The following is a 26,923-nucleotide window of genomic DNA, read 5'->3' on the forward strand; positions in this document are numbered from 1 at the left end:
CGTGCCTCAGGCGGCCTGCACGATCCGCAGCGGATTCTTCCACTCGGCCAGCAGTTCGGCCTCGCGCGCCTTGGCAGACGCCAGGTGCGCCTCCTTGACGTGTCCGTAGCCGCGGATGTGTTCCGGCACACTGGCGATCTCCGCAGCCAGATCGACGTTGCCGCCGTCGAGTGCGTCGAGCAGACCGCCGACGGTCGCTTCGTACTCGCTGATCAGCCGCCGCTCCATCTTCCGCTCCTGCGTATAGCCGAAGATGTCGAACGCGCCGCCACGCAGGAAGCGCAGCTTCGCCAGCACGCCGAAGGCCTTGAACATCCACGGGCCGTATTCGCGCTTGACCAGCTCGCCCTTGTCGTTCTTCTTCGCCAGCAGCGGCGGCGCGAGATGGAAGCGCACGGTGTAGTCGCCCTCGAACTGCTGCTCGAGCTTTCGCTTGAAATCACCGCTGGTATAGAGCCGCGCGACCTCGTACTCGTCCTTGTAGGCCATCAGTTTGAACAGGTAACGCGCGGCGGCTTCCGACAGTGCGCTCGAGCCGGGCGCGCGGGCATGCTCGGCATCACGCACGCGCTGCACGAAATCGGTGTAGCGCTTCGCGTAGGCGGCGTCCTGGTAATCGGTGAGGAACGCGCTGCGGCGCGCAACCAGTTCGTCGAGCGAACGCGACAGGCGCGCATCGTCGAGCGGCAGGAAGGCGACGTTGTCGTTGCCGCCGTGCTCGGGCACATGGCGCAGGTCGGACTCGTTGCGGGTCACGCGCGGCGCGGAGGTCGCGCCCCATTCGCTGGTTTCCCATTCGCCAGGCGGCAGCACCGGCAGCTCGTGGACGGTGCGTTCGGCCGCGGTCGGGGCATTGCGCACCAGACCTGCGGCGGCGTTGACCGCGTCGATGTCGACCACGGCCAGGCGGCCCCAGGCGAACGCGGTCTTGTTCATCTCGACCGCGGCGCCGTTGAGTTCGACCGCGCGCATGATCGCGTCCAGCGAGATCGGCACCAGGCCGCGCTGCCAGGCGAAGCCGAGGATGAAGAGGTTGGCCGCGATCGCATCGCCCATTAGTGCGGTCGCGATCTGGGTGGCGTCGATCTGCAGCGGCGCCCTGCCGCCGAGGGCATGCCCGATCGCAGCGACGATGTCGGCGGCCGGGAACTGCATGTCCGGGCGCGTGGTGAACGTGCCCGGCATCGCCTCGTAGGTGTTGAGCACGACCTGGGTGCGGTCGCCGCGGATCTTCGACAGCGTCCAGTAGTCGTTGACGACGACCATGTCGCAGCCGAGCACGAGATCCGCCTCACCGGCGGCGATGCGCACCGCGTGGATGTCGGCAGGCGTCTTCGCGAAGCGGATGTGGGTGGTCACTGCGCCGCCCTTCTGGGCGAGGCCGGTCTGGTCGAGCACGCTCGAGCCGCGCCCTTCCAGATGCCCGGCCATGCCGAGCAGCGCGCCGATCGTCACCACGCCGGTGCCGCCGACGCCGGTGATCAGGATGTTCCAGGGCTGCGACAGATCGCTGGCGAATGTCGGCATCGGCAGGTTGGCCAGCTTCTCGGCCGCCGACACCCGGCTCTTATCCGGCTTGCCGCCCTTGCGCGGCGCGCCGCCATGGACGGTGACGAAACTCGGACAGAAGCCCTCGACGCAGGAGTAGTCCTTGTTGCAGTTGCTCTGGTCGATCTGGCGCTTGCGACCGAATTCGGTTTCCTTGGGCAGCACCGAGACGCAGAACGACTTCTTGCCGCAATCGCCGCAGCCTTCGCAGACCAGCGAATTGACCACCACGCGCTTCTGCGGATCGGCGATCTTGCCGCGCTTTCGGCGGCGGCGCTTTTCGGTGGCGCAGGTCTGGTCGAAGATCAGCACGCTGGTGCCCTTCACCTCGCGCAGGCGCTTCTGCACCGCGTCGAGGTCGCGGCGGTCATGGAACTCGACGCCGGAGGGAAAGATCTCGGGCTTGGACCACTTGCCGATGTCGTCGCTGACGAGCGCGATGACCTCGACGCCCTCGCTGCGCACCTGGTGGGCGATCTGCGGCACGGTCAGCGTGCCGTCCACCGGCTGGCCACCGGTCATCGCGACCGCGTCGTTGTAGAGGATCTTGTAGGTGATGTTGACGCCGGCGGCGACCGACTGGCGGATCGCCAGCGAGCCGCTGTGGAAGTAGGTGCCGTCGCCGAGGTTCTGGAACACGTGCGGCGTATCGGTGAATCCCGCCTGCCCGCACCAGGTGACGCCTTCGCCGCCCATCTGGGTGAAGGTGTCGGTGTCGCGGTCCATCCACGTGACCATGTAGTGGCAGCCGATGCCGGCCAGAGCGCGCGAGCCTTCGGGCACCTTGGTCGAGGTGTTGTGCGGGCAGCCGGAGCAGTAGTGCGGCACGCGCGGGAACTGCGCCCGCGGCAGCGCCAGCTCGCCCTCCTTGGCCTCCATCCACTGCAGCACGTCGTGCATCTTCTGCCGCTCGCTGCCCTCGCTGGGCAGATAGCGCAGGATGCGCCGCGCGATGACGCCGGCGATCGTCGCCGGCGTGAGCTCACCGGTGCTCGGCAGGATCCAGGCGCCGCTCTCGTCGTACTTGCCGACGATGCTCGGACGGCTGTTGTCAGGATTGATGCCCTCGAAGTTGTAGAACAGCTCCTTCATCTGGCCTTCGATGAAGCCGTGCTTCTCCTCGACGACCAGGATGTCCTGCAGGCCACGCGCGAAGCTGCGGATGCCGACCGGCTCGAGCGGCCAGGTCATGCCGACCTTGTAGACGCGGATGCCGAGCGCGCGGCACGCCGCCTCGTCCAGGCCGAGGTATTCGAGCGCGGTGAGCACGTCGAGATAGCTCTTGCCGGTGGTGACGATGCCGAAACGTGCGTCCGGCGTGTCGAGCACCAGGCGGTCGATCCGGTTCGCGCGCGCAAAGGCCTGGGCGGCCTTGACCGCATAGCGGTGCAGGCGCATCTCCTGGTCCATCGGCGGATCCGGCCAGCGGATGTTGAGGCCGCCCGACGGCATCTCGAAATCGTCCGGGGTGACGATCTCCAGCGCGAACGGATTCACGTCGACCGACATCGAGGATTCGACTGTCTCGGCAATCGTCTTGAAGCCGACCCAGCGGCCGGTGTAGCGCGACATCGCCCAGCCGACCAGACCCATGTCGAGGATGTCCTGGACGCCGGCCGGATTGAGGATCGGCATCATCGCGCTGGTGAACTCGCCCTCGCTGCCATGCGGCAGGGTCGAGCTGCGACAGGCGTGGTCGTCGGCCGCCAGCGCCAGCACGCCGCCGTGCCGGCCGGTGCCGGCCGCATTGCCGTGCTTGAACACGTCGCCGCAGCGATCCACACCCGGACCCTTGCCGTACCACATCGCATAGACGCCATCGACGTTGGCGCCGGGAAACAGGTTGGTCTGCTGCGTGCCCCAGACCATCGTCGCGCCGAGGTCCTCGTTGAGGCCCGGCTGGAACTTGACGTTGGCCTCGGCCAGATACTTCTTCGCGCGCCAGAGTTCGAGATCGAAGCCGCCCAGCGGCGAGCCCCGGTAGCCCGAGATGAAGCCGCCGGTGTTGAGGCCCGCGGCCGCATCGCGCAGCCTCTGCATCAACGGCAGCCGCACCAGCGCCTGCACGCCCGACAGGTAGATGCGCCCTTCCGTGCGGGTGTACTTGTGCTCGAGGCTGTAGTCGGTGTCGAGCACACCGTTGGTCAGACCCGTATGGGCCGAGGCGGGCGAGGACAGTTCGGCGGTGCTGGTCATGACGGAAACTCTGGCTTGCGCGCACGGCGCTGGCGGGCCGCGGCGGACAGTGCCGGGCGGCATGCGGGAATGGGGAGGCCCCGGGGAAAACCGCGGAATTGTACCAGCGGGGCCCCCAGCCGCCTGGCGCCGCGCGTGAACGTGGCCCCGGGACCTGCGACGCCGCGCTGGCTACAATCGGGCGGGGCCGTCACTTCTAAGACGTACAGGGGAATATTGCGATGGGATATCTGCGGAACGGCGCATGCGCGCTGGCACTGTTGCTGGCAACCACGGCAGGGGCTCAGACGCTGCCGACACCGGCCGAGTTCTACTTTGATGCGGACACGCGAACCGTCACGCCACTCGTGGCGATTGAAGGGGACGACGACCAGACCCACGCGAAGCTGATGCAGCTCGTCGACCGCAACGGACGCAACGCCGAACAGGCGCGGGCGCAACTTGCGCGGGCCCTCATGCGCTCCGGCCGTGAAGAGACCGGCCGCGCGATGTATGCGCAGGCCTTCGACGCGACCTCGAATCGCTCGCCGCTGCGCAGCGCCCTGCACTGGCACTTTGCCTGGGACCTGTATCGCCTGGGGCACCATGCCGAGGCCCTCGACCAGTGGCGCCAGGCCCTCGACGGGCGCCTGGTGCGGCCCTCGTGGGCGCCGCCGACGCTGGCAATGGCCCTGTGGTCGAACGGTCGCCGCGACGAGGCGGTGCAGTGGTACGCGGCCGCGGTGCGGACCGAGCCGACCCAGTGGAACGATCCGGCAAGTTATCCGGCGTTGTTGCCCGACTGGACTGAGGCCGAGCGCCGCACGCTCGCTGAAGTGTTCGCCGCATGGCGGGCCGCGCCGCCGGCCTGGCCCTGAGGCTTCGCGGGCGGACGCTTCCATAACCAGCGTCCGCCATTGCCGTGCGCATCGCCATGTCCGCGCCGCGGCGGATCCCACGAACCGCCACGGCGGATGGCATCGCCAGCTGCGCCACGCCCGATCCTTTGAGGGCCTGGCTGCTCATGACAACGGCGCACAGTCCGCGGGCCCTGGATGACGGCGGTCGCAGCGCGCGGGCACCGGTCGTGCGAGTGCCGGGCATACGCGCGGACATGGGTGGCCTGCGAGATCCGGGTCGTCGGGGCGCCGGGCAGGTGTGTCGCTGCGCCGCCGAGCCGGCGCCGCCTGGACGGGCCGAGCTGCTGTCAGCGAAAGACGGGGGGCGCGAGACGCGAGGCAACTACGCGCCGAGCGGCTCGGCGGCGCAAGTCGCGCCTCATATCACTCCGCGCCGGCCTCGAGCGGGACCTGGCGCGTGCGCAGCCAGGCGACCACCGCTTGCCGCTGACCTCTCGCGGCGTCATTGAGGCGGTTCGGCGGCGTCTTGAAGAAATAGCGCTGGAAGCTCGCATCCTGGCTGTTCTTCGCCAAAGGATCGGCGCCCGCTTCGAGCAGGGCCAGCACGTGATCGCCGGCGTTGATCATCGCGGCCTTGTGCAGGGGCGTGTTCCCGGTTCGATCGGGAGCGCCGGGATCGGCGCCGGCAGCGAGCAACCTGCGGAACTGCGCATCGGTGCGCGGCCCTGTCGCGCCGGCCAGTGGCGTGGCGCCGGTGATGCCGTGGCGCGCGTCGGGATCGCCGCGATTGGCGAGCAGGATCTCCAGGAATTCCGGATCGTCGGCGATTGCCGCGCCGTGCATCGCGGTCGCGCCGCCCAGTCCCGGCGCGTTGGGATCTGCCCCTGCCTGGAGCAGTGCGCGCAGCGCATCCTTGGCCTGCGCCAGCATGGCGAGCTGCAGCAGATTCACCCCCTCGTCGCCGCGCGCGTTGGGATCGGCGCCGGCATGGATCTGCGCACGCACTGCCACCGCATCGTCGGCGCCCACGGCCTGGGCCAATGCAGCGGCACTGGCATCTGAAAAAGCGGCACGAGCGTCCATGGCGTCTCCACTGCAGGCGGCGCCGGACAGCATCAGCAACAGGCTCAGGACCGCGGCGCGCATGCCGGCATTCTCACACAGCGGCGCCGGGCTTCCGTCGGCGCACCTCACCGATCAATGCGTCCAGGGTTGCTGCTGCGCCAGGGCATCGAGCACCGCGTCCTGCATGTGCTTGGCGATGCTGTGCGAAACGATCGACACCGGGTTGAAGCGGTCGAACCCCGTCAGCGGCGCCGGATCGTCCAGCACGATCTCGTGCCCGGGCGCATCGGGAATGTTGTTGATCCCCCAGATGTCCTGCTGGGCCTTGGTCAATGCCTCGCCCTCGACGTTGTAGCGCCGGATCTGACCTGCGGCGGCATCGGCCTTGGCGGCCTCGGGATCGAACCCGAGTGCGGCGACCGTGCGGTCGTGCACACCGGACGCATTGAAGGTCACGGCCGCCCCATCGACGGCCATCGCAGCAGTTGCGGCGAGTCCGCCGCCGAGCGAATGGCCCGTGATCGCAAGATCCTCGCCGTAGGCGGCGGACGCCAGCTGCGCGATCTGGACGGCTTCGTCGTACTGCTCGGAATCCCAACCCACGCCCTGGCGGAAGTTGGCACCGGTCCAGTCCTTGAGCTCGTTCGAGCCGGCGAACGCGAGGACATGGTTGCCGTCACCGTCGGTATAGATGCCGGCGCGGAAGCCCGTCTCCGGGTTGCCCAGCAGCGCCGGATCGATACCTGCAGCCATGAGGTCGCCATCGCCGACGCGGGTCCAGTTCCCCACCTGCTGCACGGCGGGATCGTAGACCGCCGCCGAAATCTGCATCAGCTCGAGGTCGATGGATTTTGCGTCCTGGCCGCGGACCTGGGCATCGAAGGATGTGGCGTTCGCCGCGTTTCCGCCCGCGGCAAACAAGGCGCCGAGCTGCGGGTGATAACCCGGCTCAAGCCGGTAGCTGCCGGTCGGCGCGGGGGCGGCTCCGCCCGCCGGCAGCGCTCGCAACGCCTCGGATGGCGAGAACGCCTGGAGATTCGAATGCGAGACACTCGACGACTGCACGTTGAAGCTCATGATCCGCTCCGCCACACCGGTACATCGACGGTAGGCGGCGCGCGCGCGGATCGACAGCTGGGGCGAACCCGAGCCTGCAACAGCTGCGTATTCATATTGCTCGAGCGATCTGCGGCGCGATTCGTCAGTGATCCGAGATGCTTGTTCTTTCGGTCGAAGCATCCTGCGTGGGGATACAGACAGCTGGTCCCTCGCGCGAAAGCCGCGTGTCTATGAGAAGCGTCAGTTCGATGGAGAGATATTGCAGACAGGCCTAGCGTGGGTCGTACTCTGTCGGTTGGGGCGCGGCCAGTGTCGCGCCCTGCACCGCTTCGATGGCGTGGGCCGCATGCGCTGAGTGGAAGCTCCGGCCAATTGCAGTCTGGGAGAAATCGGCTAGTGCCGATTTGAGTGCCGCAGGATTGCCAGCCCGTGCGGCGGTGAGGAGCTCATCGAGTGCGGTTCCTGGCGGCGCAGTGGCTTGTTCGCTCGATTCGATCAGGGGCCTTGTCCGCGTTACGCGAGCAATCAGCTCACGGGTGTCCGGGCCTACGACGCCGTCGGCCGGCAGACCATGCTTCTGCTGCAACGTGCGCACTGCATCTGCAGTACGGGGCCCGAAGAGTCCATCCGCCTGCAGCGACGCGTTGCCGGCATCGGTCGACCCAAGTGCGGCAAGTGCTTGCTGGACAGCGCGAACTTCAGGTCCCCGATCGCCCTGACGCAGCAATCCGCCTGCTATCGATACATCAGCAGCTCCCCGCCTCGCAGTCTGAGTCTGACTCCAGAAAGCGTCCGGGGTCACTGGCGCCCCCCCATTAGGCGATCTGTCGCCTGACCTTTCTGTCGAAAGGGCCTGGATGCGCTCCGGCGTCAGCTCACGCACCCACAGCTCGAAGCGATGTGCGCGATCAGTGAGACCGTTGGGTGGATCACGACCGTTGATCGCAGCCCCGGCACCGCGCGCGTCATTGCGGACCTCTCGTGGCACGTTCTGTTGCCAATACCACGTCGCGATGCGCGAGGCATGGTCGGGCTGTGCAGCGAGATCAGGCTGCCTGACGAGGTCCAGACCCAGCGCCTCGCCGGCGTCGGCATATTGGTTCTTGCCCGTCAGCTGTATGTAGCCACGCCCTCTATAACGATAGCCGTCGCCCGGATCATCGTTACCCATACGTCCGCCGTACATCAGCTCGGCAAGGCGCTCCGGGCGTCCTGCCAATGCATCGAGGCGCGCAGCTTCAAGTGGTTCCCGTCCCTCGCGTAACGCCGACCTGACTTTTCCGCTGACCTGCTCGGCACTTCGCGTGTAACGGAAGCTCTCTTCGAGTTGCCGTAGACCGCCAGACTCGTGTCCGACCTGCGCCATGAAGTTCGCCAGTTCCCTAGGTTGGGTGATGCCGGCCGCGTAGGCATCGCGCAAGAGCTGGGCTTCCCGCTCCATGTTCATCGTGCAGTTCCTTCTGCTGGTGCCTCCGACGAAGCGTCCGCTCCGTCAACTTCTGGCTTGCGTGGACTTCCTCGTCAATCGAAGACAGGTGCGGCGGGAAGCGTCGCAGGGTCAAAGTCTGCGAATCCGATATCGCCGAAATCCGCGGCGGTCAACACTGCCTGCTTCTGTTGTCCCGTCTGCGTGTCCGTGACGCCGCGGATAACCTGGTCGAGCTGCCAAGTCGCCCGTTCCGGCGCATACCGAAACACGTAATCGTGGAACCACCGCTCTCGAGAACCGCCGGCCACCGCCAGGGTCACAGTACCCGCCGCGATCCGGGCGTAGGCATAAGGATCGCCAGCAACCCCGCCGCAGCGCTCGCAGGGAACGATGCGCGCATTCTCCGCAGCGTTCTGCAAACGACCCGACGCATCTCGGACGAGCAGGATGACCGTGCGCGCGGAACCATCGCCTAGCGATTGCGGCCCCGTCGCGGCCGGCGAGAACACGATCAACGCGTCGGATGCGCCCCGGCCAGTCAGATCACCGTGCACGGTGTCGACCAACGTCGCGCCTACCGGAGCAAAGGCAGCCGGATTATCCGCGGCCGACCTTGCGGCGACCGATGACGTTTCCTGTGTTGCCGATGCTTGCGGGGCATCCGCACCCCAGACGTTGTCGTCCGCAGTCTGAAGTGCGGACGGACCTTTCTTGGCGCCACATCCAACGAAGAGGACGGGGATGAGCAGTACAGATAGCAGCAGCTTGTGCATCGCTGTAATCCTTGCGAGAAAGAGACGCGCTCCAAGTCCAGCATCGGGAAGTTCAAACCGACTCGTCGACCACGCGCTGCAACTGCCAGCACGGCGACTGCCTGAAGATGTAGCGCTGCTGGTCGCTGGTGTCGGGCCTGCGCACCTGCACTTCCATACCGCCACCTGCGATCCGGATGATGTCGTAGGCGCGACCGCCTGGGTTCAACAGATCCAGACGCGGCATCACCGGCCAGACCACATCCGCCAGCGCCACTTTCTCCACGACACGACGCGGCTCCGGTTCGGCCGCGCCGTCGCAGCGCTCGACGATAAGGGGATCTGCAGTGGTCAGTTCCTGGAAGGAGATCTCGCGGCCGAAGCGTTCGATGAAGGCGTCGAAGGTTGCGGCCGGGCATTCCGATATCGCGTACGTCGATGTCGACGGCGGCGCCGCCGAGGTCGGTGGGAGCGCGCAAGCTGCAAGTGCGAGCGCGAGGCAGCCCGGGATCACGCACTGTGCGTGCCTGAAGTAGGCAGCCGACCCGTGGTCGACGTCTTCATGTGTCCCGCCTTGACTCGCAGAACTGCTTGTACCCGCGAACCACTTCCCACTTGAATTTCGGGCATCCATCCTTGTGCCTCCTGCGTCGCTGTCGCGACCTCGCTGCAACGGCATCTCTCGAAAGACGGAGCATCGGCCATTGCGTCTTGCGATGCGAGCGCGCGCGGCCGCATTTTGGTCAATGCGTCCGTCGGCGATCGCCGCGCGGAGATGTCCGACAATCGGTGACGACGGGTCATTGCGGGAAACTCGAGCTGTTCACCCGGTCGGAGGCTGCACCCGGCGCGCAGTGCCTCGAAGCGCATGGCCCCGCACGCAGCCCCACGCTACTGTGTGCGTCTCGCAAGTCCGGATCCACTGTGATGCCCCGCCTGCTCCCGACCCTGCTCGCCACCGCGCTGCTCGCCCTGTCGTTGTCGACGACTGCCTCGGCCGCCGACCGCATCACCGGTCACCCCTTCGCCACCCGCAGTGAAGTCCACGCGCCGCATGCGATGGCCGCCACCTCGCATCCGCTGGCGACGCAGATCGCGCTCGACACGATGAAGGCGGGCGGTAGCGCTGTGGATGCGGCGATCGCTGCGAACGCCGCGCTCGGGCTGATGGAGCCGACCGGCAACGGCATCGGCGGCGATCTGTTCGCCATCATCTGGGATCCGAAGACGAAGCGCCTGTATGGCTATGACGGCTCGGGGCGCTCGCCGAGGTCGCTGACACTGGCCGAGTTCCAGCGCCGCGGCCTGACCGACATTCCCTCGCACGGTCCGCTGCCGGTCACCGTGCCGGGCACGGTCGACGGCTGGTTCGCGCTGCACGGGCGCTTCGGCAGGCGCACGATGGCCGACAACCTCGCGCCGACGATCCGCTATGCGCGCGAAGGCCATCCGGTGCACGAAGTGATCGCCTACTACTGGGACCGCTCCGTGCCGCGGCTGGGCAAGTGGCCGGGTTTCACCGAGCAGTTCACGATTCAAGGCCGCGCGCCGCGCACCGGCGAGACCTGGCGCAACCCGAATCTCGCGAACACGCTGCAGGCGATCTCCGACGGTGGCCGCGATGCGTTCTACAAGGGCGACATCGCGCGGGTGATCGGCGACTACTTCGCCGCCAACGACGGCTTCCTCGCCTACGAGGATCTCGCTTCGCACACGGGCAACTGGGTGGAGCCGGTATCGACGAGCTATCGCGGCGTCGAACTGTGGGAGCTGCCGCCGAGCGGACAGGGCATCGCGGCGCTGCAGATTCTCAACCTGCTCGAGCCCTACGACCTGAAGTCCTACGGCTTCGGCAGCCCCGAGCACGTGCACCTGTTCGTCGAGGCCAAGAAACTCGCCTTCGCCGACCGCGCGCGCTGGTATGCCGATCCAGAGTTCCACCCTGCCCCGGTCGCGAAGCTGATTTCGAAGGACTATGCGCGCGAGCGCGGCGCGCTGATCTCGATGGATACCGCGCTGCGCGAAGTACAGCCGGGCACGCCCAGGCAGCTGGACGAGGGCGACACGATCTACCTGACCACCGCCGACGCCGACGGCATGATGGTGTCGCTGATCCAGTCCAACTACCGCGGCATGGGCAGCGGCATGGCGCCGCCTGGCCTGGGCTTCATCCTGCAGGATCGCGGCGAGCAGTTCGTGCTGCAGGAAGGCCACCCCAACAGCTTCGCGCCGGGCAAGCGTCCCTTCCACACCATCATTCCCGCGTTCGCGACGAAGGACGGCGAGCCTTGGCTGGCCTTCGGCGTCATGGGCGGCGCGATGCAGCCGCAGGGCCACGCCCAGATCCTGATCAACATGCTCGACTTCGGCATGAACCTGCAGGAGGCCGGTGACGCGCCGCGGATCCAGCACGACGGCTCCACCGAACCCACCGGACAGAACACCGCGATGACCGATGGTGGCGAGGTGGACCTGGAAACCGGCTTCCCCTACGAGACCGTGCGCGCACTGATGCAGAAGGGCCATTCGGTGCGCTTCTCGCACGGCCCCTACGGCGGCTACCAGGCGATCATGAAGAATCCCTACGGCGGCTGGACCGGCGCCAGCGAATCGCGCAAGGACGGACAGGCCGCCGGCTACTGACGCGCATTCCCGGCCGGTCTATGCTCGCCCGACACGGACGTTGGAGCGGCACATGCGCGGATGGATTGCGGCAGGACTGGTCGTGCTGGCGATTGCCAGCACACGGACGGATGCGGGCGACCTGGAGAGCAGCGGGACCGACGGCTGGCTCCATCCGTCGGCCGGTGTCGAGGAATCCCACGCTGCGGCAGACCGCCGGGCAGCCCAGCAGGCCTATCTGCGACGCACCGCGGGTGCGCTCGCGCAGACCGACCGTCCACGCGAGCTGGCCCTGGCAGCACTGCTGCATCAGGCGGCTGCGCATCCTGCCCCGCCGCAACCCGGTGACGTCATCGATACCCCGGTGACCGGCGTGCAATCCGATGGCATCGCACGCGATTGGCGCGAGCGCGCCGCAGCGCGCGCGGGTGACGATGTGATCGCGAATGTGCTGCTCATCGCGGGCGCCGACAAGATGGATGGCATCTCGCAGGACGCAGCGCAGCGCTGGGCGGATGCACAACCCGACAACAGGGCGCCGTGGTTGCTGCGCACCGATATGCCGGTGGATGCCATGTTGCAGGCCGCCGCCGAACGCCGGCATTACGACAGTGTCCACTTCCAGACGCTCCGGTGGATGCGCGACGCATTGGCCGCGCATCCAGCCGACGCGCGAACGCGCGCATCCACGGGAGGCGGCGCGCCGATGGGCGAGCGCGTCTACGCGACAATGCTGGCGCTTGGCCTGTACAGCGCCAACGCCGCCCCCGGTTATTCCCGCCTCGCCGGAGGATGCACGTCGGCGACGCCTGAGCTCCAGGTCGCCTGCAGATCGCTTGCCGGGCAGCTGCTCGAATCGGACACGCTGATCATGCGCAGCATCGGGAGCGCGATCGCATTGCGTCTCGACGCACCGGACGTGGAGGCCACCCGCGCCGTCGCCTGGCGGACACATGCGATGCAGCGCGCGACCGCGCCCGACGGCGAGCGCCAGTTCATGCGCCTGCTCGACGACACATCGATCCGCACCGAGATCGAATTGCAGGCGCGCATGCTCAGCGATGCAGGCATCCCGCTGGTGCCGCCCGCGGACTGGACGCCGCCGACGCACTGACCTGCTACGCGGCCACGCGCGCGGTCGCTATGCTGGCCGCATCCCGGTCCCGAGACATCGCATGATCCGTTTCCTGCTCGCGGCCGCATGTGCGCTCGTACTCTGCTCGCCAATCGCGCTGGCACAGGCGCCCTATGCGGACTTCGACGAGGCACCTGCCGAGCAGCCGGAAGACGCGGCTGCACAGGCTGCCTGGCGCAGCTGGTCGGCGCGCAGCGCCGCTGCGCTCGCGGAGACGGGCCAGCCGCGCGAGCTCGCGTTCGCTGCTTTGCTGCGCGGCCTCGCCAATGCGGATCCGGAAGGCGCGGCCGCCGGGTCCTCGCAGCCTGTAGCGCCCGATGGGGAGGCCAGCGCCTGGCGACGTGATGCAGCGGCACGCGCCGGCAACGATGCCCTCGCCAACGCGTTGCTCGCCTACGGCGCGGACGAAGCAACGCGCCTGCGCGCCGCGCAGCGCTGGCTCGGCGCCGATCCACAGAATCTCGCGCCGCTGCTGGTGCGTGGCGGCAGCGTCGATGCATTGCTTGCCGATGCGCGGGTCGCCACCCGCTTCGACCTCGGCATGCTCGAACAGGTGCGCTGGATGCAGGCCGCGCTGCTGCGCACGCCGCCGACCCCTGGAGAGCGGGCGGCACTCGCCGATGCGGACGAGTTCGTGCCGGCCGAGCATGCGGCGATCACCGCGATGGGGCTGTGGGCGGCGCTCGCCTTTCCGGCGCTGGAGCCGCTGATGCGGGGCTGCGACGCGGACGCGGCGGGCGCGAACGCCGCGCGCACGCGCGATTGCCGCCATGTCGCCAGCCTCATGGCGAACACCTCGGACACCCAGCTCGGCAGGATGCTCGGCCTCGCCCTGCTCGAACGCCTCGCCAGCACGCAGGCCGAGCGTGCCGACGTGCAGGCACGTCGCCGGATCTTCGACTGGCGCATGCTCCAATGGGGTCGGGCGAGCGCCACCCTGCCCCGCGAGGGCGCCGCGCAGTTCGCACGCCTGCTCGCGGATCCGTCGGTCCGGACCGAAGCCGATCTCGTCGCACGCGCGTTGCAGGAAGCCGGCGTTCCATCCGAGCCGCCGGCGGGCTGGCAGCCAACGCGCTGAGGGTTTGCCGGCACTTCGCGCGGCACCATGCGCTGGTCAGTACAAGCGACCTGCCGCACACTTCCGCCTCCACCGGCAGCGCGCCGGTGTACGGGGACGGAGACTTCCGATGCGGCATCTGCACACCGCCTGCGGCCTGTTGGCCGCGGCAACGCTCGTCTGCGCCAGCGGCCCTGCCGCCGCGCAGGCCTATAACAGCTTCACGCTCGGCGCGGGATTCACGCCTGATCCGCAGACCGGGACCGGCGAGACCGGCGGGCAGACACTGGCGAGTCGCTTCGGGCCGCAGTGCAGCGGTTTCATCGATGCCACGCCCGACCACACGATCCGGGTGACCTCGCCGCTCGACCTTCGCATGGCAGTCCAGAGCACCACCGATTCCACACTGGTCGTGGTCGGCCCGGCCGGCGTGTTCTGCGACGACGACAGCGGCGGCCAGCTCGACGCACAGCTCGATGCCCGCCTCACGCCCGGGGACTACGCCGTCTACGTGGGCCATGTCGAGCAATCCGGCCGCTACACGCTGACGCTTACCGAGGGCAGCGGCGTGGCCTCGGCCGGGGGGAACGCGCAGTACGCGAACTTCCGCCTCGGTGCCGGCTTCACCCCCGATCCGCAGACCGGGACAGGCGAGACCGGCGGCGCGGTGGATGCCCGCCGCTACGGCGCGCACTGCAGCGGCATGATCGATTCCACGCCCGACCATCGGCTGACGATCACCTCGACGGTGGCGCTGCGCCTCTCGGTCCGCAGCACCACCGATTCGAGCCTCGTCGTGGTCGGCCCCGGCAAGGTGCTGTGCGACGACGATGGCGCCGGTGCGCTGGACGCCGCGGTCGTCGATACGTTCCGCCCCGGCGAGTACGAGATCTATGTCGGCCATCTCGGACAGGCGGGCAGCTACCGGCTGGAGATCACCGAGACCAGGTAGTCCCCCGCGCATCCGGTCCGCGCGCGCGCAGGGCCGTGCTTTGGCCCTGCGCGGTCATCGCACCGATCCTGCCGGCGCACTGCCGGCAGTGTTCCGGGACACGCGCCCCCCGCGTTCGGACGAGAAGGTGAATGTGTAGCGCAGGCGGATCGGCACGGCGTCGACTGCGACCCCTGCGCCCTCGCAGCGCGGGTCGCGGTCCGGGTCCACGCCGGCGGGGAACGTGCAGACCGCCCCGCCGAAGTAGCGCCAGTTGCGCAGCGTCGCGGTGACGGCATCGACGAACGGGCGCGCGGCAGGATCGGCAGGATCCGCGCAGGCCTGCTCCGCGCGATCCGCAGCGACGTCCCGCACCGCGCCCTCGGCATCGACGACGAAGCCCACGCACAGCCGCAATTCGCCGTCCAGACGCGCGCCGGCCGGAAACGTCGGGTCGGGATCATGGATCGGCGAGGCCATCAGGAACCGCTGATTGGATTCGACGCTGTGCACCTGCGCCATCGGTGGCAGCACCATCGCGCGCTGCACCCCAGCGGTGCGATGGCTGCACGCCATCAGCGCCACGGCCAGGCACGGGAGGATGCAGCATGCGTAGCGTCGTGCGGTCATCCGGCCTCCTGCCGATCGATCCATCGAGACGTGGCGCCCCGCCTAGTCCGCGGGCACGGTCCGGTCGCTTGCCCAGTTGCGCAGCGCGTCGACCTGCTCGCGCATCATCACCGAAAGTGGTCGCGTGTCGCGCAGTGATTCGACGACCATCGGCTGCGACAGCGGCGCGCCGGCAGCATGCGCGGCATAGAGCGCGGCCACGATGGCCTGCTCGATCTCGGCACCGGAAAAGCCCTCTGCCTCGGCGGCCAGCCCGGGCAGGTCGAAGTCCGCAAGTGCGAAGCCGCGCCGCGCGAGATGCACCGAGAACACCTCGGCGCGCACCTCGGCGGTCGGGAGGTCGACGAAGAAGGTCTCATCGAAGCGACCCTTGCGCAGCAGTTCCGGTGGCAGGTCGTGGACCTGGTTGGCAGTGGCAACCAGGAACACCTTCGACTTGCGCTCGGCCATCCAGGTCAGCAGGAAGCCGAGCACGCGGCGCGACACGCCGCCGTCGCTGTCGCCGCTGGAGGCGAGGCCCTTCTCGATCTCGTCGATCCACAGCACGCAGGGCGCGAGCTGTTCGGTGGAGGCGATCGCCTCGCGCAGGTTGCGCTCGGTCTCACCGTGGTACTTGTCGTAGAGGGTGCCGAAGTCCAGCCGTACCAGCGGCACCTGGAGACCGCCGGCGATGGCTTTGGCCAGCAGCGACTTGCCGCAGCCCTGCACGCCGAGCAGCAGCACGCCCTTCGGCGGATCCAGGCCCGGCGGGCCGTCGCCCTCGACGAACACCCGGCGGCGCTGTTCGATCCAGCGCTTGAGCCGCCGCGCGCCGGCCACGTCGGCGAAGCCGGCGGTGTCGTATTCGTAGTGCAGATGCCCGCTCTTGTTGAGCAGCTCGAACTTGAGCTTGGCGAGCGCAGGCAGGTCGTCATGACCGAGCGCGCCGTCGACGTGGATCAGCTGGCGGGTGATGCGGCGCGCATCCCCGAGCGACAGCCCCTGGAGGTTGCGCACGATCTGGCGGACCGCATCGGCGTCGGCCTCCACCCGTCGGCCGCCGTGTTCCTGCTGGTAGAGGGTGGCTTCCTCGCGCACCAGTTTCAGCAGCGCGTCGGCGTCGGGCAGACGCGGGCGGAAACGCACGGCCATCGCCTCCAGGTCCGCCGGCAGTTCCACCTTGTGGCCGACCAGCACGATCACGTGCGGCAGGCTGTGGCGCCGCTGGATCAGGTCGCGCAGCTGACGCTGGGTGCCGGCATAGCCCAGGTAGGGATGGAAATCGAGCAGCAGATAGATGCCGCGCTGCTGGGCGTCGCGGATCGCGGCCAGGGTATTGCTGGCATCGGGGGCGGTATCGGTCTCCGACTCGCCGTCGAGATCGAGCCGGCGCAGACCCTCGGTGATCGTCCACCGGTACAGCGCGCGCCAGACCTGTTGCAGGGATTGCCGGAACAGCTCGACCACGCGCGGCTCATCGGGCGTTTCGACGACCACCAGCGGCGTGTTGGCACGGATCAGGGCGGCCAGGTCCTGCAGTTCGCTCATGGGCGCGTCGCGTCTGTCGTCGGGAACCCGGATGTTAAACGGGCGGCGCGGTCGCGGTGGTGGGGTCGCCGGTGTACGCTCGAACGCGAACCCATCCGGAGGCTTCGATGAAGACGGTACTGGTGGCCAGCTCCAAGGGTGGTGTCGGCAAGACCACGATCGCAACCCATCTCGCCGCGCATTCCGCGCTGGCTGGCGAGCCCACCGTCCTGATCGACGCCGATCCGCAGCAGTCGTCGACGCGCTGGGCCGAGCGCCGCGCCGGTATGGAGGCCGCGGTGTTGCCGCTCGACGGCAGCGCGCGCCACAGGAAGGTCCTGGCATCGATCCCCGAGGGCGCGACGCGGCTGGTGATCGATGCACCCGCTGGCGCGATGGCCGAGGACCTCGACGCCTACCTGGAGCTCGCCGAGGCGGTGGTGGTGCCGGTGTTGCCGTCCGCGCTTGACATCGAGGCGACCGTCGGCTTCCTCAACACGCTGGCCAGACACCCGCGCATCCGCCGCGGCCAGACCCGCGTGGGCCTGGTCGCCAACCGCCTGCGGCCTCATACCAACGCCACGCAGCAGGCCTTGGCGCTGCTCGACCAGTGGCCGTCTCCGGTGATCGCGCAGCTGCGCGACAGCCAGGCGTACGTGATGCTGGTCGGGCTGGGTAAAAGTCTGTTCGATTACCATTCGGCGCAGGTCCGCGAGCACCAGGACGACTGGACCCCGCTGTTGAAATGGCTGCGGAAATAGCCTGTCCCACGGCGTGTTCACCGCGACCGAACGCACCGCCCGTCATGAATCGATCACCCGAGGCCGCCAAAACCACATGCGCGAACTGATCCTGCTCCGCCATGCCCATGCCGAGCCCGCACTGCCGGGACAGGCCGACATCGATCGGCCCCTGTCCGCCGAGGGTCTCGCGGAGGCCGAGGCGGCCGGACGCTGGCTGCGCGACAAGCAGCTGGTGCCCGACTGCGTTCTGTGCTCACCGGCGCGGCGCACGCGCGAGACCCTCGAAGCGGTGCTGGCCGTGATCGGCTATGTGGACCAGCGACTGGTGCCGGCGATCTACGAGGCCACACCGGGCACGCTGGCTACCGTGCTCGACGAGGATCGAGACAGCAGCCGGGTGATGCTGGTGGGCCACAACCCCGGCCTGGAACGGCTGACGGCCCTGCTGCACACCGGCCAGACGGGCGAGTACCGCGGCATGCCGCCGGCCGGGATCGCGGTCCTGAGCCTGCCGACCGGCGCCGCGGTGGAACCTGCGGCGGCAGAGCTGTCGGCTTTCTGGTGGCCGTAACGGCAGCTGCGCGGCGTCGCGCCTTGCCAGTCTGACAATGATGCAGTTCGTATTCGTACCCCTGCTGCGGCGGCTCGTGGCCGCGGGCCTGCTCTGCGCGGTCGCCCCCGCCTGGGCGGCGATGGAACCCGGCAGCGCTTCGTCCATGGACATCGCGCGTTCGGAGATCGGCTTCAGCCTGCGCACCCGCTGGGGCCAGGAACTGGTCGGCCGGTTCGGTGACTGGCAGGGCGAGATCGCGGTGTTGCCGGATGGTCGCCACCAGGTGCGGCTGGCCCTCGCCGCCGACAGCGTGGAGATCGTCGGCAGCCGCGTCTACACCCGCATTACCCGCGGCCCGGGCGTGTTCGACGTCAAGCGGTTTCCGCAGATCCTCTTCGTCTCCGATCCGTATCCCGCCAACCTGGCACGCGAGGGTGGCGAGATGACCGGCGTGCTGAGCATCCGTGGCGTCCAGCGCCGCGAGGCCTTCCGTATCGCCGCCTCGGAATGCGAGCGCCCGGCCTTCGATTGCGACGTGACCGGGACGGGTGATGTCCGCCGCAGCCAGTACGCGATGGACCGGTGGGACTATGCGCTCGCCGACCAGGTGCGTTTCAGCCTGCGGATCCGGGCCCTGGATCAGCGCTGATGCATGTCCTGACCCGTGCCGCCGTGCTGGCCCTGACGCTGGCCACCGCCGCCTGCACCACGCTTTCGCCGGCCCGGCGCGACGCGGCGGCGCACATCGCGGTGGAGGCACGCTCGACCGAAGTGGTCTGCGAGCGTGCGGACGCGTGCGCGACGCCCTCGCCGCTGCGCGAACTGGGCGAACGCGCACTGGCGCGCAGCACGCCGTCCGCGCCGCAGCACTATGCCCTGCTGCTCGAGTACGGCCAGGACGCGCTGCTCGCCCGCCTCGATCTGATCCGTGGCGCGCAGCGCACGATTGACCTGCAGACCTATATCTTCGACGAGGACGATTCCGGCCATCTTGTGCTCGAGGAACTGCTCGCCGCCGCGCGGCGCGGGGTCCAGGTGCGTCTGCTGGTGGACCAGCTCTCGGCGCTGCGCACGGTGGAAACACTGTCCGCGCTTGCCGGCGCCCACACCAACTTCGAAATGCGGATCTACAACCCCGTGCTCGGCCGTGCGCGCATCACCTACCCGCAGTACGCGCTGGCCGCGGCCTGTTGCTGGCGCCGGCTCAACCAGCGCATGCACAGCAAGTCCCTGCTGGTCGACGGCGTGGTCGGCATCACCGGCGGCCGCAACTACCAGGACGACTATTTCGACTGGAGCGACAGCTTCAACTTCCGCGACCGCGATGTGCTGATCGCAGGTCCGGTGGTCGAGACGATGAAGCAGAGCTTCGTCGCGTTCTGGCATGCGCCATTGAGCACGCCGGTCGAGCAGCTTGCGGATGTCGGTCGCCATCTGCTGCGCGACGGCGTGCCGCCGGTGTCGTTCCAGAACTACCAGCGCCCCGCGCGCGTGGCGGCGATGTCGGCCGACGCCGAGGACGCGGACCTGGTGCGCCAGCGTCTGGCGGACCTGGCGCTGGCGGTGGGCCCCGTCGAATTCATTGGCGACCTGCCGGGCAAGCACCGCCGTGACCGCGAGGCGGCGCAGGCCTCGATCGCCGCGACGCCGCGCCTGCGCGAGCTGATCGAATCCGCGCAGGACGAGGTGCTGTTGCAGACGCCCTATCTGGTGCTGTCGAAGCCGGCCGAGCAGATGTTCGCCGAGCTGCATGCCCGGCCCGACCCGCCGCAGGTGCTGGTGTCGACCAACAGCCTGGCCGCGACCGACTCCTTCATTACCTACGCGCTGTCCTACAAGTACAAGCGCCGGCACCTGCGCGATTTCGGCTTCCATATCTACGAGTACAAGCCGTTTCCGGAAGACGCGCCGATCGACCTGGAAGTCACCGGCGCGGTGGACATCTCGTGGAACGCCGACGGCAGCGTCAATCTGGACGAGAGCGGAACCGAAGGCGCATCGGCCACGCGCGAGGCGGTGATCGCCGCGCGACCGGCCAGCGTGGCGCCGCTGACCCGCGAGTACTCCGCGCTGCGCTACGCCGGCATCGGCGTGAACCGTCAGGTCCCGCTCAACCGCACGGGCCTGCGTATGGGACTGCATGCCAAGTCGCTGGTGGTCGACACGCGCATCGGCGTGGTCGGCACCCACAACTTCGACCCCCGCGGCGATACCTACAACACCGAGAACGCCGTCGTCATCGAGGACGCCCGTTTTGCCGAGCGCCTGGCGGCGAGCATTCGCCGCGACATGTCGCCCGCCAATGCCTGGACGATCGCGCGTCGTGATTCGCCGGCGGTGTTTTCGGGGCTGGACTATTCGATGGCGAAGGTGTCGGAGCAGCTGCCGATCTTCGACCTGTGGCCCACCCGCTACGCCACGAGTTTCGAGTTCCAGCCGGGGCCGGGCTGCCCGGAGCCGCTGCCGCCGGACGCGCCGGGCTTCCGCGCCTGTTATGCGCCGGTCGGCGACTTCCCGGAAGTGAGCCTCGGCTGGCGCAGCCTGATGACGCGGATCTTCACCGCCTTCGGCGCAGGCCTCGTCCCGATCCTCTGACCCCGCGGACCGAACGGGTGCGCCGAGCCGGCGCAGCGTCGTAGTTCGCCGCTGGCGGGCCTCCAGCAGCCCGCAACCATTGCGAATATTAATCCCGGCTGAACATTTTCAGCTGAATGCACGGGCGTGACTTACGGCATGTGGTGTTCTTCAACAGTGGTGTTGTAGTCTACCAACACACCGAAGCACACCACCCACGGAGATCGCCATGCAGACCCAGACCCTCTCGACCCGTCAGTTCGCCGCCGTCTGTGCCCGCCCGTTCGGCACCGGCTACGGCCGCAGCAGCGGCTACGCCGCGCCGCGCAGCTATACCGCAAGCACCGTGCCTGCCCGCTTCCGCGTCGCCTGACCCACTACCCATCGGAGAGCCGCCATGTCCCGCATGCACGCCATCATCAATGCCGCCGCCCACCTCGTCCCGTCCACTGCCCTGCGCCAGCCCGGCCCCGGCTACGGCCGCAGCAGCGGTTACTGCAGCCCGCGCAGCTACGCGTCGGCATCCGTCCCCGCACGTTTCCGCATCGCCTGATCACGATCGCCGATCACCGATCAACGCCGGCGCCTGAAGCGTTCCTCCGATCCTCAGGAGTTCAGCCATGTTCCGCCCCGATGCCCTGCTCCATTTCGCCCCCACGTCGCCAATGACAACCTGCCTCGCACGGCCCGCCCGCTTCCACAGCCAGGCCCGCATCGCCCACAGCGCCTTTCGCCTGGAAGGTCGCGACAGTGCAATGCCGGAACGGTTCCGGATCGTCTGAGCCGCGGCGCTCTCCGCCGCATCTGCGCGGCGATGCCCGGGTTCGCAATGCACCATTGCACCGCCTCGCTGCGCGAGCGCGCATAACCGCCTAAGCTTTCGCGTTTCTCCAGAGTCCTGGCGCATGTTCCGTAGCGACACCACGCTCGACCAGCTCAATACGATGTCCGCCGGCACCGCGATCGCGACGCTGGGCATCGTCTTTACCGAACTGGGCCCCGATTTCCTGCGCGCGACGATGCCTGTCGATGCCCGCACCCATCAGCCCTATGGCCTGCTGCACGGTGGCGCATCGGCATTGCTGGCCGAAACCCTCGGCAGCACCGCCGGCGGCCTGGCTGCACCCGACGGACACGGCGTCGTCGGTATCGAGATCAATGCCAACCATCTGCGCGGCGTCCGTGCCGGCAGCGTGACCGGGACGGCGCGCCCGCTGCATGTCGGGCGCAGTACCCAGGTCTGGGAGATCCGCATCGAAGACGTGGCCGGCAAGCTGGTCTGCATTTCACGGCTGACGCTCGCCGTCGTGCCGAAACCCTGAGTGGGCGTCGACCGTCCAGGCCCGGGTTTGGGTATCGTGCACCGATGACGTCTTCCCCCGACCACGCCGAAGCCGACGCCAGCGGCATGCCGGCGCGTGTGCTGCGTTACTGCGTGCGTGTCCCGTTGCTGATATGGCACCTCGGCGTGGATCTGCCGATCCTGCTGCTCTCGATGCTGCCGCCGATCGGACGGCGCCGCCTGCGCAGCGGCGAGCGCGTCGATCACCGGATGATCCGCTGGTGGCAGGGCGGGCTGATGCGCGTGTTCGGATTCTCGGTGCGCCGTGTAGGCACCCCGCTGCCGGGCGCGACGCTGTTCGTCGCCAACCACGTCAGCTGGATCGACATCGTGGCGCTGCACAGTCAGCGCATGGTCGGCTTCGTGGCCAAGCGGGAGATCGCCGGCTGGCCGGTGGTGGGGTGGCTGGCAGCGCGCGGCGAGACGATCTTCCACCAGCGCGGCAGCCGTGAATCGATGGGCGGCGTGCTCGACGAGATGGTCGCGCGGCTGCGCGAAGGCCGGCCGGTCGCCGTGTTCCCCGAAGGACGCACCCGCGGCGGCGACGTTGTCGGGCCGTTCCACGCCCGGATCTTCCTCGCCGCGGTCGAGGCCAATGTCCCCGTGCAGCCGGTGGCGCTGCGCTACGGCCGCGATGCGTCCGCGCAAGCGGTCGTAGCCTTCCGCGAGCACGAGTCGTTCATGGCCAATTTCCTGCGCCTGCTCGGCGAGGAGCCGCGCGAGGCCCAGGTGGTGTTTCTCGAGCCGATCCTGCCGGGCAGTTCCGACGGCCGCCGCGGCCTGGCCGAGGTCTCGCGCGAGCGCATCGTCGCCGCGCTGGAAACGCGCGCGTGAACGGGCAGCGTCCGCGCGGGATGGCGGATGCGGCCGAGGATGCGCCGGGCGACATCTACGTGCGCGGCAGTGATTACGCACCGCCGATGTGGCTGCGCAGTCCACACGTGCAGACCCTGCTGGCCAGCAGCGACCTGCGTCGTCGCCGCAGCGCGCAGACCCTGGCGGCGACCGGCGCCGTCACCACCGCGCACCTCGTCGACGGCGGCGACGGTGTGCGCCTCCAGGGCCATCACAGCGTGGTGCCGGGGATCGAGCCGCGCGGCCTTGCCCTGCTCCTGCACGGCTGGGAAGGCAGTACCGAGTCGAGCTACATGCGCCTGACCGCTGCGCAGATGCTGGGGCTCGGGTTCGAGGTGTTCCGGCTCAACTTCCGCGACCACGGCGGCACCCACCACCTCAATCCGGCGATCTTCCATTCCAACCGCATCGACGAAGTGGTGCACGCGGCGCTCGACATCGCCGCCCGCTTCGCGCCCAGGCCGATGCTCGCGGCCGGCTATTCGCTGGGCGGCAACTTCGCGCTGCGCCTGGCATTGCGCGCGCCCGCAGCCGGACTGCAGCTCGCCGGAGTGGCCGCGGTGTGCCCGGTCATCGATCCCTCGCGCACGATGCTGCACATGGAACGGGGTCACCGCCTGTACCTGCGCCATTTCGAGCGCACCTGGCGCGCATCGCTGCGCCGCAAGCGCGAGCTGTTCCCGGAGCAGCTCGCCTTCGACGACGCGACCCTCGGCCTGGGGATGCGCGAGTTGACCGACTGGCTCGTGCGGACGCACACCGATTTCGGCTCGCTCGACAACTATTTCGATGGTTATTCCATCGCCGGCAACCGGCTGTCGTCACTGCAGGTCCCGGCCGACATCCTGATGGCGGCGGACGATCCGGTGATTCCGCTGGACGCCTTCCACGACCTGACGCTGCCGGCGCATGCGCGGGTCGAGATCAGCCGCTGGGGCGGTCATTGCGGGTTCCTGCTCGACCACTCGCTCGACAGCTTCGCCGAACGCTGGGTCGCCGGCCGGCTGTCGGGCCACGCCCGCGCCGCGCAGACGTCCTCGGAACGCACGCGACTGGCGGCCGCGATCCGCGCCCGCCCCCGTTCGCCGGAAGCCTGAGCGCCGCGCCCGTCCGGCGCCATCCATCTGTTCCGATTGGCCGGCCCGCGCCTCGTGCTCGGGCGCGCGCCGACAAGCGCGACCGGGATCGCCGCATGCGGGCGCAGGTCTTCCGCGTCTCCGATGCGCGGACGGCGGCCGCGGCGGCGCCCCCGCTACAATGCCCGGCCTTGCCTTTGGTCGGCTTCGCGCCGGGATGTCCGCAATGTCGCAACAGATCTACCAGGCCCTGCAACGCGGCGCGAATGCCGAAGCCGCCGCACTGGCCCACCAGGCCATGGCCACCGCGCCCACCGACGTCGAGACCCTGAGCGCGGCCGCGCTGGCGTTCCGCTCGAACGGCGATCGCGACGCCGCGCTGTCGACGATCGATGCGGCCATTGCGCAGATGCCCGACAACGCGGAACTCCATTTCCTGCGCGCGGGCATGCTGCTCGACACGCGCGACCTGGGCGGCGCGCAGGCCGCGCTCGCGCAGACCATCGCGCTCGATCCCAACCAGTACGGCGCCTATGTCGTGCAGGCGCAGATGGCGATCGGCCGCAACGACCTCGCCGAGGCCGAACGCCAGAGCAAATTGGCCGCGCGCGTCGCCCCCGAGCACCCGTGGACGCTGATGCTGGAAGGCACCGTGGCCTCGCGCCGCGGCGATCACGATCGCGCCCTGTCGCTGCTGACGGCGGCGTCGCAGCGCGCGCCCGAGGATGTGCAGGTGCTCAATGCACTGGGGTTCGCCTATCTCGCCAAGGGCCATCTCGCGTTCGCCGAACAGGCGTTCCGGCGCATCCTGGAGAAGACCGGTCACGCGCCGCTGCGCGGGCTGCTGGCGCAGATCCTGTTCCAGCAGGGCCGCCCGGCCGAGGCCGCCGACGAGATCGCCGCGCTGATGACCGACCCGGCCCATGTCTCCCCGTCCATGCAGACCTTCGCCGGTGAGCTCGAGCTGCAGGCCCGGCGCTTCGACCGTGCCAGGCCGCTGCTGCAGGCCGCGTTCGCGGCCCACCCCGAATCACGCCGCGCCACCAACGGGCTGCTGCTGCTCTGGGAAGCCACGGGCAACACCGAGGACACCCGCGACACGCTCGACGCCGCGCTGGCACGCGATGCGCAGTGGGACCACCTGTGGCTGGCGCGCCTGGCGATGGAGAGCTTCGGCAGCGACGTCTCGCGCGAACTGATCGCGCGCTGGACCGCGGCGCGTCCGGAACATGTGCCGGCGCTGCAGGCGCAGCTGGCGCTCGAGGCCGGCACCGGCGAACTCGAGGCCGCGGAAGCCACCGCGCGCAAGATCGCCGAATTGCAGCCGGGCCACGGCAATGCCAACGAATTCCTGTTCAACCGGCTGCTCGGACGTGATCCCGATGCCGCGGTCGCCTTTGCCGAAGGCCTGCTCCCGGCCGCCAGTGCGCCTGCGCGCGTGATGCTGCGCCGCTGGATCGCGATGGCGCAGGACAAGGCCGAGCGGCCTGCCGACGCCATGGCCACCTGGATGGCGCTCAATGTCGAGGCGACCGCCAACGTCGGCGCCCCGCCGGCGCCCTCGGCCGCGCCGGCCAGCTGGCCGGAGATCGGCACCGTCGAAGGCACGGTGCGGCCCACGGTGTTCCTCTACGGTCCACCCGGCGCGCAGGCGGACCGCATCGCCAATCCGCTGCAGCGCGCGCTGCCCGAATTCCGCAGCGACCGCTTCACCACGCCGATCCAGGATGCCTTCCAGGACACCACGGCGCCCGTGCGCCTGGCCGCTGGTGAATTCACCGGCGAACAGGTCGCCGACAGCTGGGTGGCGCAACTGCCCGCGCGCGGCATCGGCGATGGGGCGGTCATTGACTGGCTGCCGTTCTGGGACAACGCCTGGCTGCTGGCGCTGCGGACACGGATGCCCCACGCACGGCTGCTGCTGGCGCTGCGCGACCCGCGCGACATGCTGCTCGACTGGCTCGCCTACGGCACGCCGCTGGCGATGAAGATCACCGATGCCGACAGCGCGGCGACCTGGCTGGCCGCGCATCTGGCGCAGCTCGCCGACCTCATCGAGCAGGACCTGTTTCCGCATACCGTCGTGCGTACCGACGCCCCGGGCGAGGATCTCGAGCGCCTGGCCTCGCGCTTTGCCGAGGCACTCGGCGTGCCGACGTTCCCGACTCCGCCGCGCGCGCTGCTCGGCCCCGACCGGATCCCGGCCGGCCGCTGGCTCGCCTATCGCGACGTACTCGCCGGCCCGATCGCGACCCTGACCCCGGTCGCGGTCCGCCTGGGCTACCGACAGGACTGACCCGCCCCGACAGGAGCCACCATGCGTATCCACAGCGACAGTTTCGAACCCGGCCGGCCGATTCCGGCGACCTATGCGGTCGGCACCAGGGATGGCTTCGGCGGCAACCGCAACCCGCACCTGGCCTGGGACGACGTGCCCGCGGGTACGCGTTCATTCGCCCTGCTGTGCATAGACCCCGACGCGCCAACGGATCCTTCGCTGGCCGGCAAGGCAGGGGTCGAGATCCCGGTCGAGCATCCGCGCGGCAGCTTTGTGCACTGGGCGGTGGTCGACCTGCCGGCCGAGCTGCGCGAGATCGCCGAGGGCAGCGCCAGCGACGGCGTGACCAAGGGCGGCAAGCGCAATCCGCCCGGGCCGGCCGGCGCCCGCCAGGGCCTCAACGACTACACCGGCTGGTTCGCGGGCGACGCCGGACTCGCGGGTGACTGGTTCGGCTACGACGGCCCGTATCCACCGCCCAACGACCTGCGCACGCACCGTTATTTCTTCCGGCTGTTCGCGCTCGACGTCGCCCGGCTCGATGTTCCCGAGCGCTTCACGGCGGGCGATGTGCTGCGCGCCATGCAGGGCCACGTACTGGCCGAAGCGCTGGTCTGGGGCAGCTATGCGCTGCATCCGCAGGCTGCGGCGGTCTGAGGCCGCGACGCGGCGCTGACCGCTGTCCGCAGGCCCCGCGCTTGCAGTCGCGACCGGCCGGCGAGGTGGACAGGCC

The 26,923-nt window shown here is 69.1% G+C and carries 25 protein-coding genes; 17 read left to right on the top strand and 8 right to left on the bottom strand.

The features are described 5' to 3' along the window. Positions 1–6: 6 nt before the first annotated feature. Entirely contained in the window at positions 7–3,744 is a 3,738-nt protein-coding gene (locus tag CNR27_RS02140) for an indolepyruvate ferredoxin oxidoreductase family protein (protein ID WP_096296725.1), read from the bottom strand. Between the two features lie 260 nt (positions 3,745–4,004). On the opposite strand from CNR27_RS02140, the gene CNR27_RS02145 reads away from it, so the two are divergent. Beyond that, positions 4,005–4,601 (top strand): tetratricopeptide repeat protein, encoded by a 597-nt coding sequence (locus CNR27_RS02145; protein ID WP_245815717.1) that lies wholly within the window; start codon positions 4,005–4,007, stop codon positions 4,599–4,601. A 405-nt stretch (positions 4,602–5,006) separates the two neighbouring features. Here CNR27_RS02145 and CNR27_RS02150 read toward each other — a convergent pair whose 3' ends face one another. The 5 genes from CNR27_RS02150 to CNR27_RS02170 form a co-directional block, all read right to left on the bottom strand. Further along, positions 5,007–5,729: an ankyrin repeat domain-containing protein gene (locus CNR27_RS02150; protein WP_096296727.1), complete on the bottom strand. Its 723-nt coding sequence runs from the start codon at positions 5,727–5,729 to the stop codon at positions 5,007–5,009. A gap of 51 nt (positions 5,730–5,780) precedes the next feature. Continuing rightward, on the bottom strand, positions 5,781–6,725 hold the full coding sequence (locus tag CNR27_RS02155) for a Tle-like phospholipase domain-containing protein (protein ID WP_157745205.1): 945 nt from the start codon (positions 6,723–6,725) through the stop codon (positions 5,781–5,783). A 253-nt stretch (positions 6,726–6,978) separates the two neighbouring features. Continuing rightward, positions 6,979–8,154, bottom strand: a complete 1,176-nt coding sequence (locus CNR27_RS02160) for a peptidoglycan-binding protein (protein ID WP_096296729.1) — start codon at positions 8,152–8,154, stop codon at positions 6,979–6,981. 74 nt (positions 8,155–8,228) lie between these two features. After that, positions 8,229–8,909 (bottom strand): hypothetical protein, encoded by a 681-nt coding sequence (locus tag CNR27_RS02165; RefSeq protein WP_245815719.1) that lies wholly within the window; start codon positions 8,907–8,909, stop codon positions 8,229–8,231. A 52-nt stretch (positions 8,910–8,961) separates the two neighbouring features. After that, complete coding sequence (locus CNR27_RS02170) at positions 8,962–9,522, bottom strand: hypothetical protein (protein ID WP_157745207.1); 561 nt, start codon at positions 9,520–9,522, stop codon at positions 8,962–8,964. 293 nt (positions 9,523–9,815) lie between these two features. On the opposite strand from CNR27_RS02170, the gene ggt reads away from it, so the two are divergent. The 4 genes from ggt (at position 9,816) to CNR27_RS02190 (ending at position 14,654) form a co-directional block, all read left to right on the top strand. Continuing rightward, a complete protein-coding gene (gene ggt, locus CNR27_RS02175) occupies positions 9,816–11,531 on the top strand; it encodes a gamma-glutamyltransferase (RefSeq protein WP_096296732.1) in 1,716 nt (571 codons plus the stop codon). Between the two features lie 52 nt (positions 11,532–11,583). After that, positions 11,584–12,624 (top strand): hypothetical protein, encoded by a 1,041-nt coding sequence (locus tag CNR27_RS02180; protein WP_096296733.1) that lies wholly within the window; start codon positions 11,584–11,586, stop codon positions 12,622–12,624. 61 nt (positions 12,625–12,685) lie between these two features. Then, the gene (locus CNR27_RS02185; RefSeq protein ID WP_096296734.1) at positions 12,686–13,723 is read left to right on the top strand and encodes a hypothetical protein; all 1,038 of its coding nucleotides are present in this window, start codon (positions 12,686–12,688) and stop codon (positions 13,721–13,723) included. Positions 13,724–13,832: 109 nt separating this feature from the next. Continuing rightward, positions 13,833–14,654, top strand: coding sequence for a hypothetical protein (locus CNR27_RS02190; protein ID WP_096296735.1), 822 nt, complete (start codon positions 13,833–13,835; stop codon positions 14,652–14,654). A gap of 54 nt (positions 14,655–14,708) precedes the next feature. Here CNR27_RS02190 and CNR27_RS02195 read toward each other — a convergent pair whose 3' ends face one another. Both CNR27_RS02195 and CNR27_RS02200 read right to left on the bottom strand, forming a co-directional pair. Further along, positions 14,709–15,263, bottom strand: a complete 555-nt coding sequence (locus CNR27_RS02195) for a hypothetical protein (protein WP_096296736.1) — start codon at positions 15,261–15,263, stop codon at positions 14,709–14,711. Between the two features lie 42 nt (positions 15,264–15,305). After that, positions 15,306–16,790, bottom strand: coding sequence for an AAA family ATPase (locus CNR27_RS02200; protein WP_096296737.1), 1,485 nt, complete (start codon positions 16,788–16,790; stop codon positions 15,306–15,308). Positions 16,791–16,897: 107 nt separating this feature from the next. Here CNR27_RS02200 and CNR27_RS02205 point away from each other — a divergent pair, with 107 nt between their 5' ends. The 12 genes from CNR27_RS02205 (at position 16,898) to CNR27_RS02245 (ending at position 26,847) form a co-directional block, all read left to right on the top strand. Then, complete coding sequence (locus tag CNR27_RS02205) at positions 16,898–17,530, top strand: ParA family protein (RefSeq protein ID WP_096296738.1); 633 nt, start codon at positions 16,898–16,900, stop codon at positions 17,528–17,530. Between the two features lie 76 nt (positions 17,531–17,606). Then, complete coding sequence (locus tag CNR27_RS02210) at positions 17,607–18,083, top strand: SixA phosphatase family protein (protein WP_096300181.1); 477 nt, start codon at positions 17,607–17,609, stop codon at positions 18,081–18,083. Positions 18,084–18,123: 40 nt separating this feature from the next. Beyond that, positions 18,124–18,714, top strand: a complete 591-nt coding sequence (locus tag CNR27_RS02215; RefSeq protein ID WP_157745209.1) for a YceI family protein — start codon at positions 18,124–18,126, stop codon at positions 18,712–18,714. Continuing rightward, on the top strand, positions 18,714–20,660 hold the full coding sequence (locus CNR27_RS02220) for a phospholipase D family protein (RefSeq protein WP_096296740.1): 1,947 nt from the start codon (positions 18,714–18,716) through the stop codon (positions 20,658–20,660). Before CNR27_RS02215 ends, CNR27_RS02220 begins: the two co-directional genes overlap by 1 nt. Before the next feature lie 208 nt (positions 20,661–20,868). Continuing rightward, positions 20,869–21,012 (top strand): hypothetical protein, encoded by a 144-nt coding sequence (locus CNR27_RS15130; RefSeq protein ID WP_157745211.1) that lies wholly within the window; start codon positions 20,869–20,871, stop codon positions 21,010–21,012. Between the two features lie 24 nt (positions 21,013–21,036). Beyond that, the gene (locus CNR27_RS15135) at positions 21,037–21,192 is read left to right on the top strand and encodes a hypothetical protein (protein WP_157745213.1); all 156 of its coding nucleotides are present in this window, start codon (positions 21,037–21,039) and stop codon (positions 21,190–21,192) included. Between the two features lie 67 nt (positions 21,193–21,259). Then, positions 21,260–21,421 (top strand): hypothetical protein, encoded by a 162-nt coding sequence (locus CNR27_RS15140; RefSeq protein ID WP_157745215.1) that lies wholly within the window; start codon positions 21,260–21,262, stop codon positions 21,419–21,421. A 123-nt stretch (positions 21,422–21,544) separates the two neighbouring features. Then, entirely contained in the window at positions 21,545–21,961 is a 417-nt protein-coding gene (locus CNR27_RS02225) for a hotdog fold thioesterase (RefSeq protein WP_096296741.1), read from the top strand. A gap of 44 nt (positions 21,962–22,005) precedes the next feature. Next, positions 22,006–22,815, top strand: a complete 810-nt coding sequence (locus CNR27_RS02230; RefSeq protein ID WP_096296742.1) for a lysophospholipid acyltransferase family protein — start codon at positions 22,006–22,008, stop codon at positions 22,813–22,815. A 59-nt stretch (positions 22,816–22,874) separates the two neighbouring features. Continuing rightward, complete coding sequence (locus CNR27_RS02235) at positions 22,875–23,933, top strand: YheT family hydrolase (protein WP_096300183.1); 1,059 nt, start codon at positions 22,875–22,877, stop codon at positions 23,931–23,933. Positions 23,934–24,138: 205 nt separating this feature from the next. Next, positions 24,139–26,208 carry a tetratricopeptide repeat protein gene (locus CNR27_RS02240; RefSeq protein WP_179948212.1) on the top strand — a complete coding sequence of 690 codons (2,070 nt, stop codon included), beginning with the start codon at positions 24,139–24,141 and terminating at the stop codon, positions 26,206–26,208. Positions 26,209–26,229: 21 nt separating this feature from the next. Next, entirely contained in the window at positions 26,230–26,847 is a 618-nt protein-coding gene (locus CNR27_RS02245; RefSeq protein ID WP_096296744.1) for a YbhB/YbcL family Raf kinase inhibitor-like protein, read from the top strand. The last annotated feature ends 76 nt before the right edge of the window (positions 26,848–26,923 follow it).

The sequence above is a fragment of the Luteimonas chenhongjianii genome, from assembly GCF_002327105.1.
Classification (GTDB): Bacteria; Pseudomonadota; Gammaproteobacteria; order Xanthomonadales; family Xanthomonadaceae; genus Luteimonas; species Luteimonas chenhongjianii.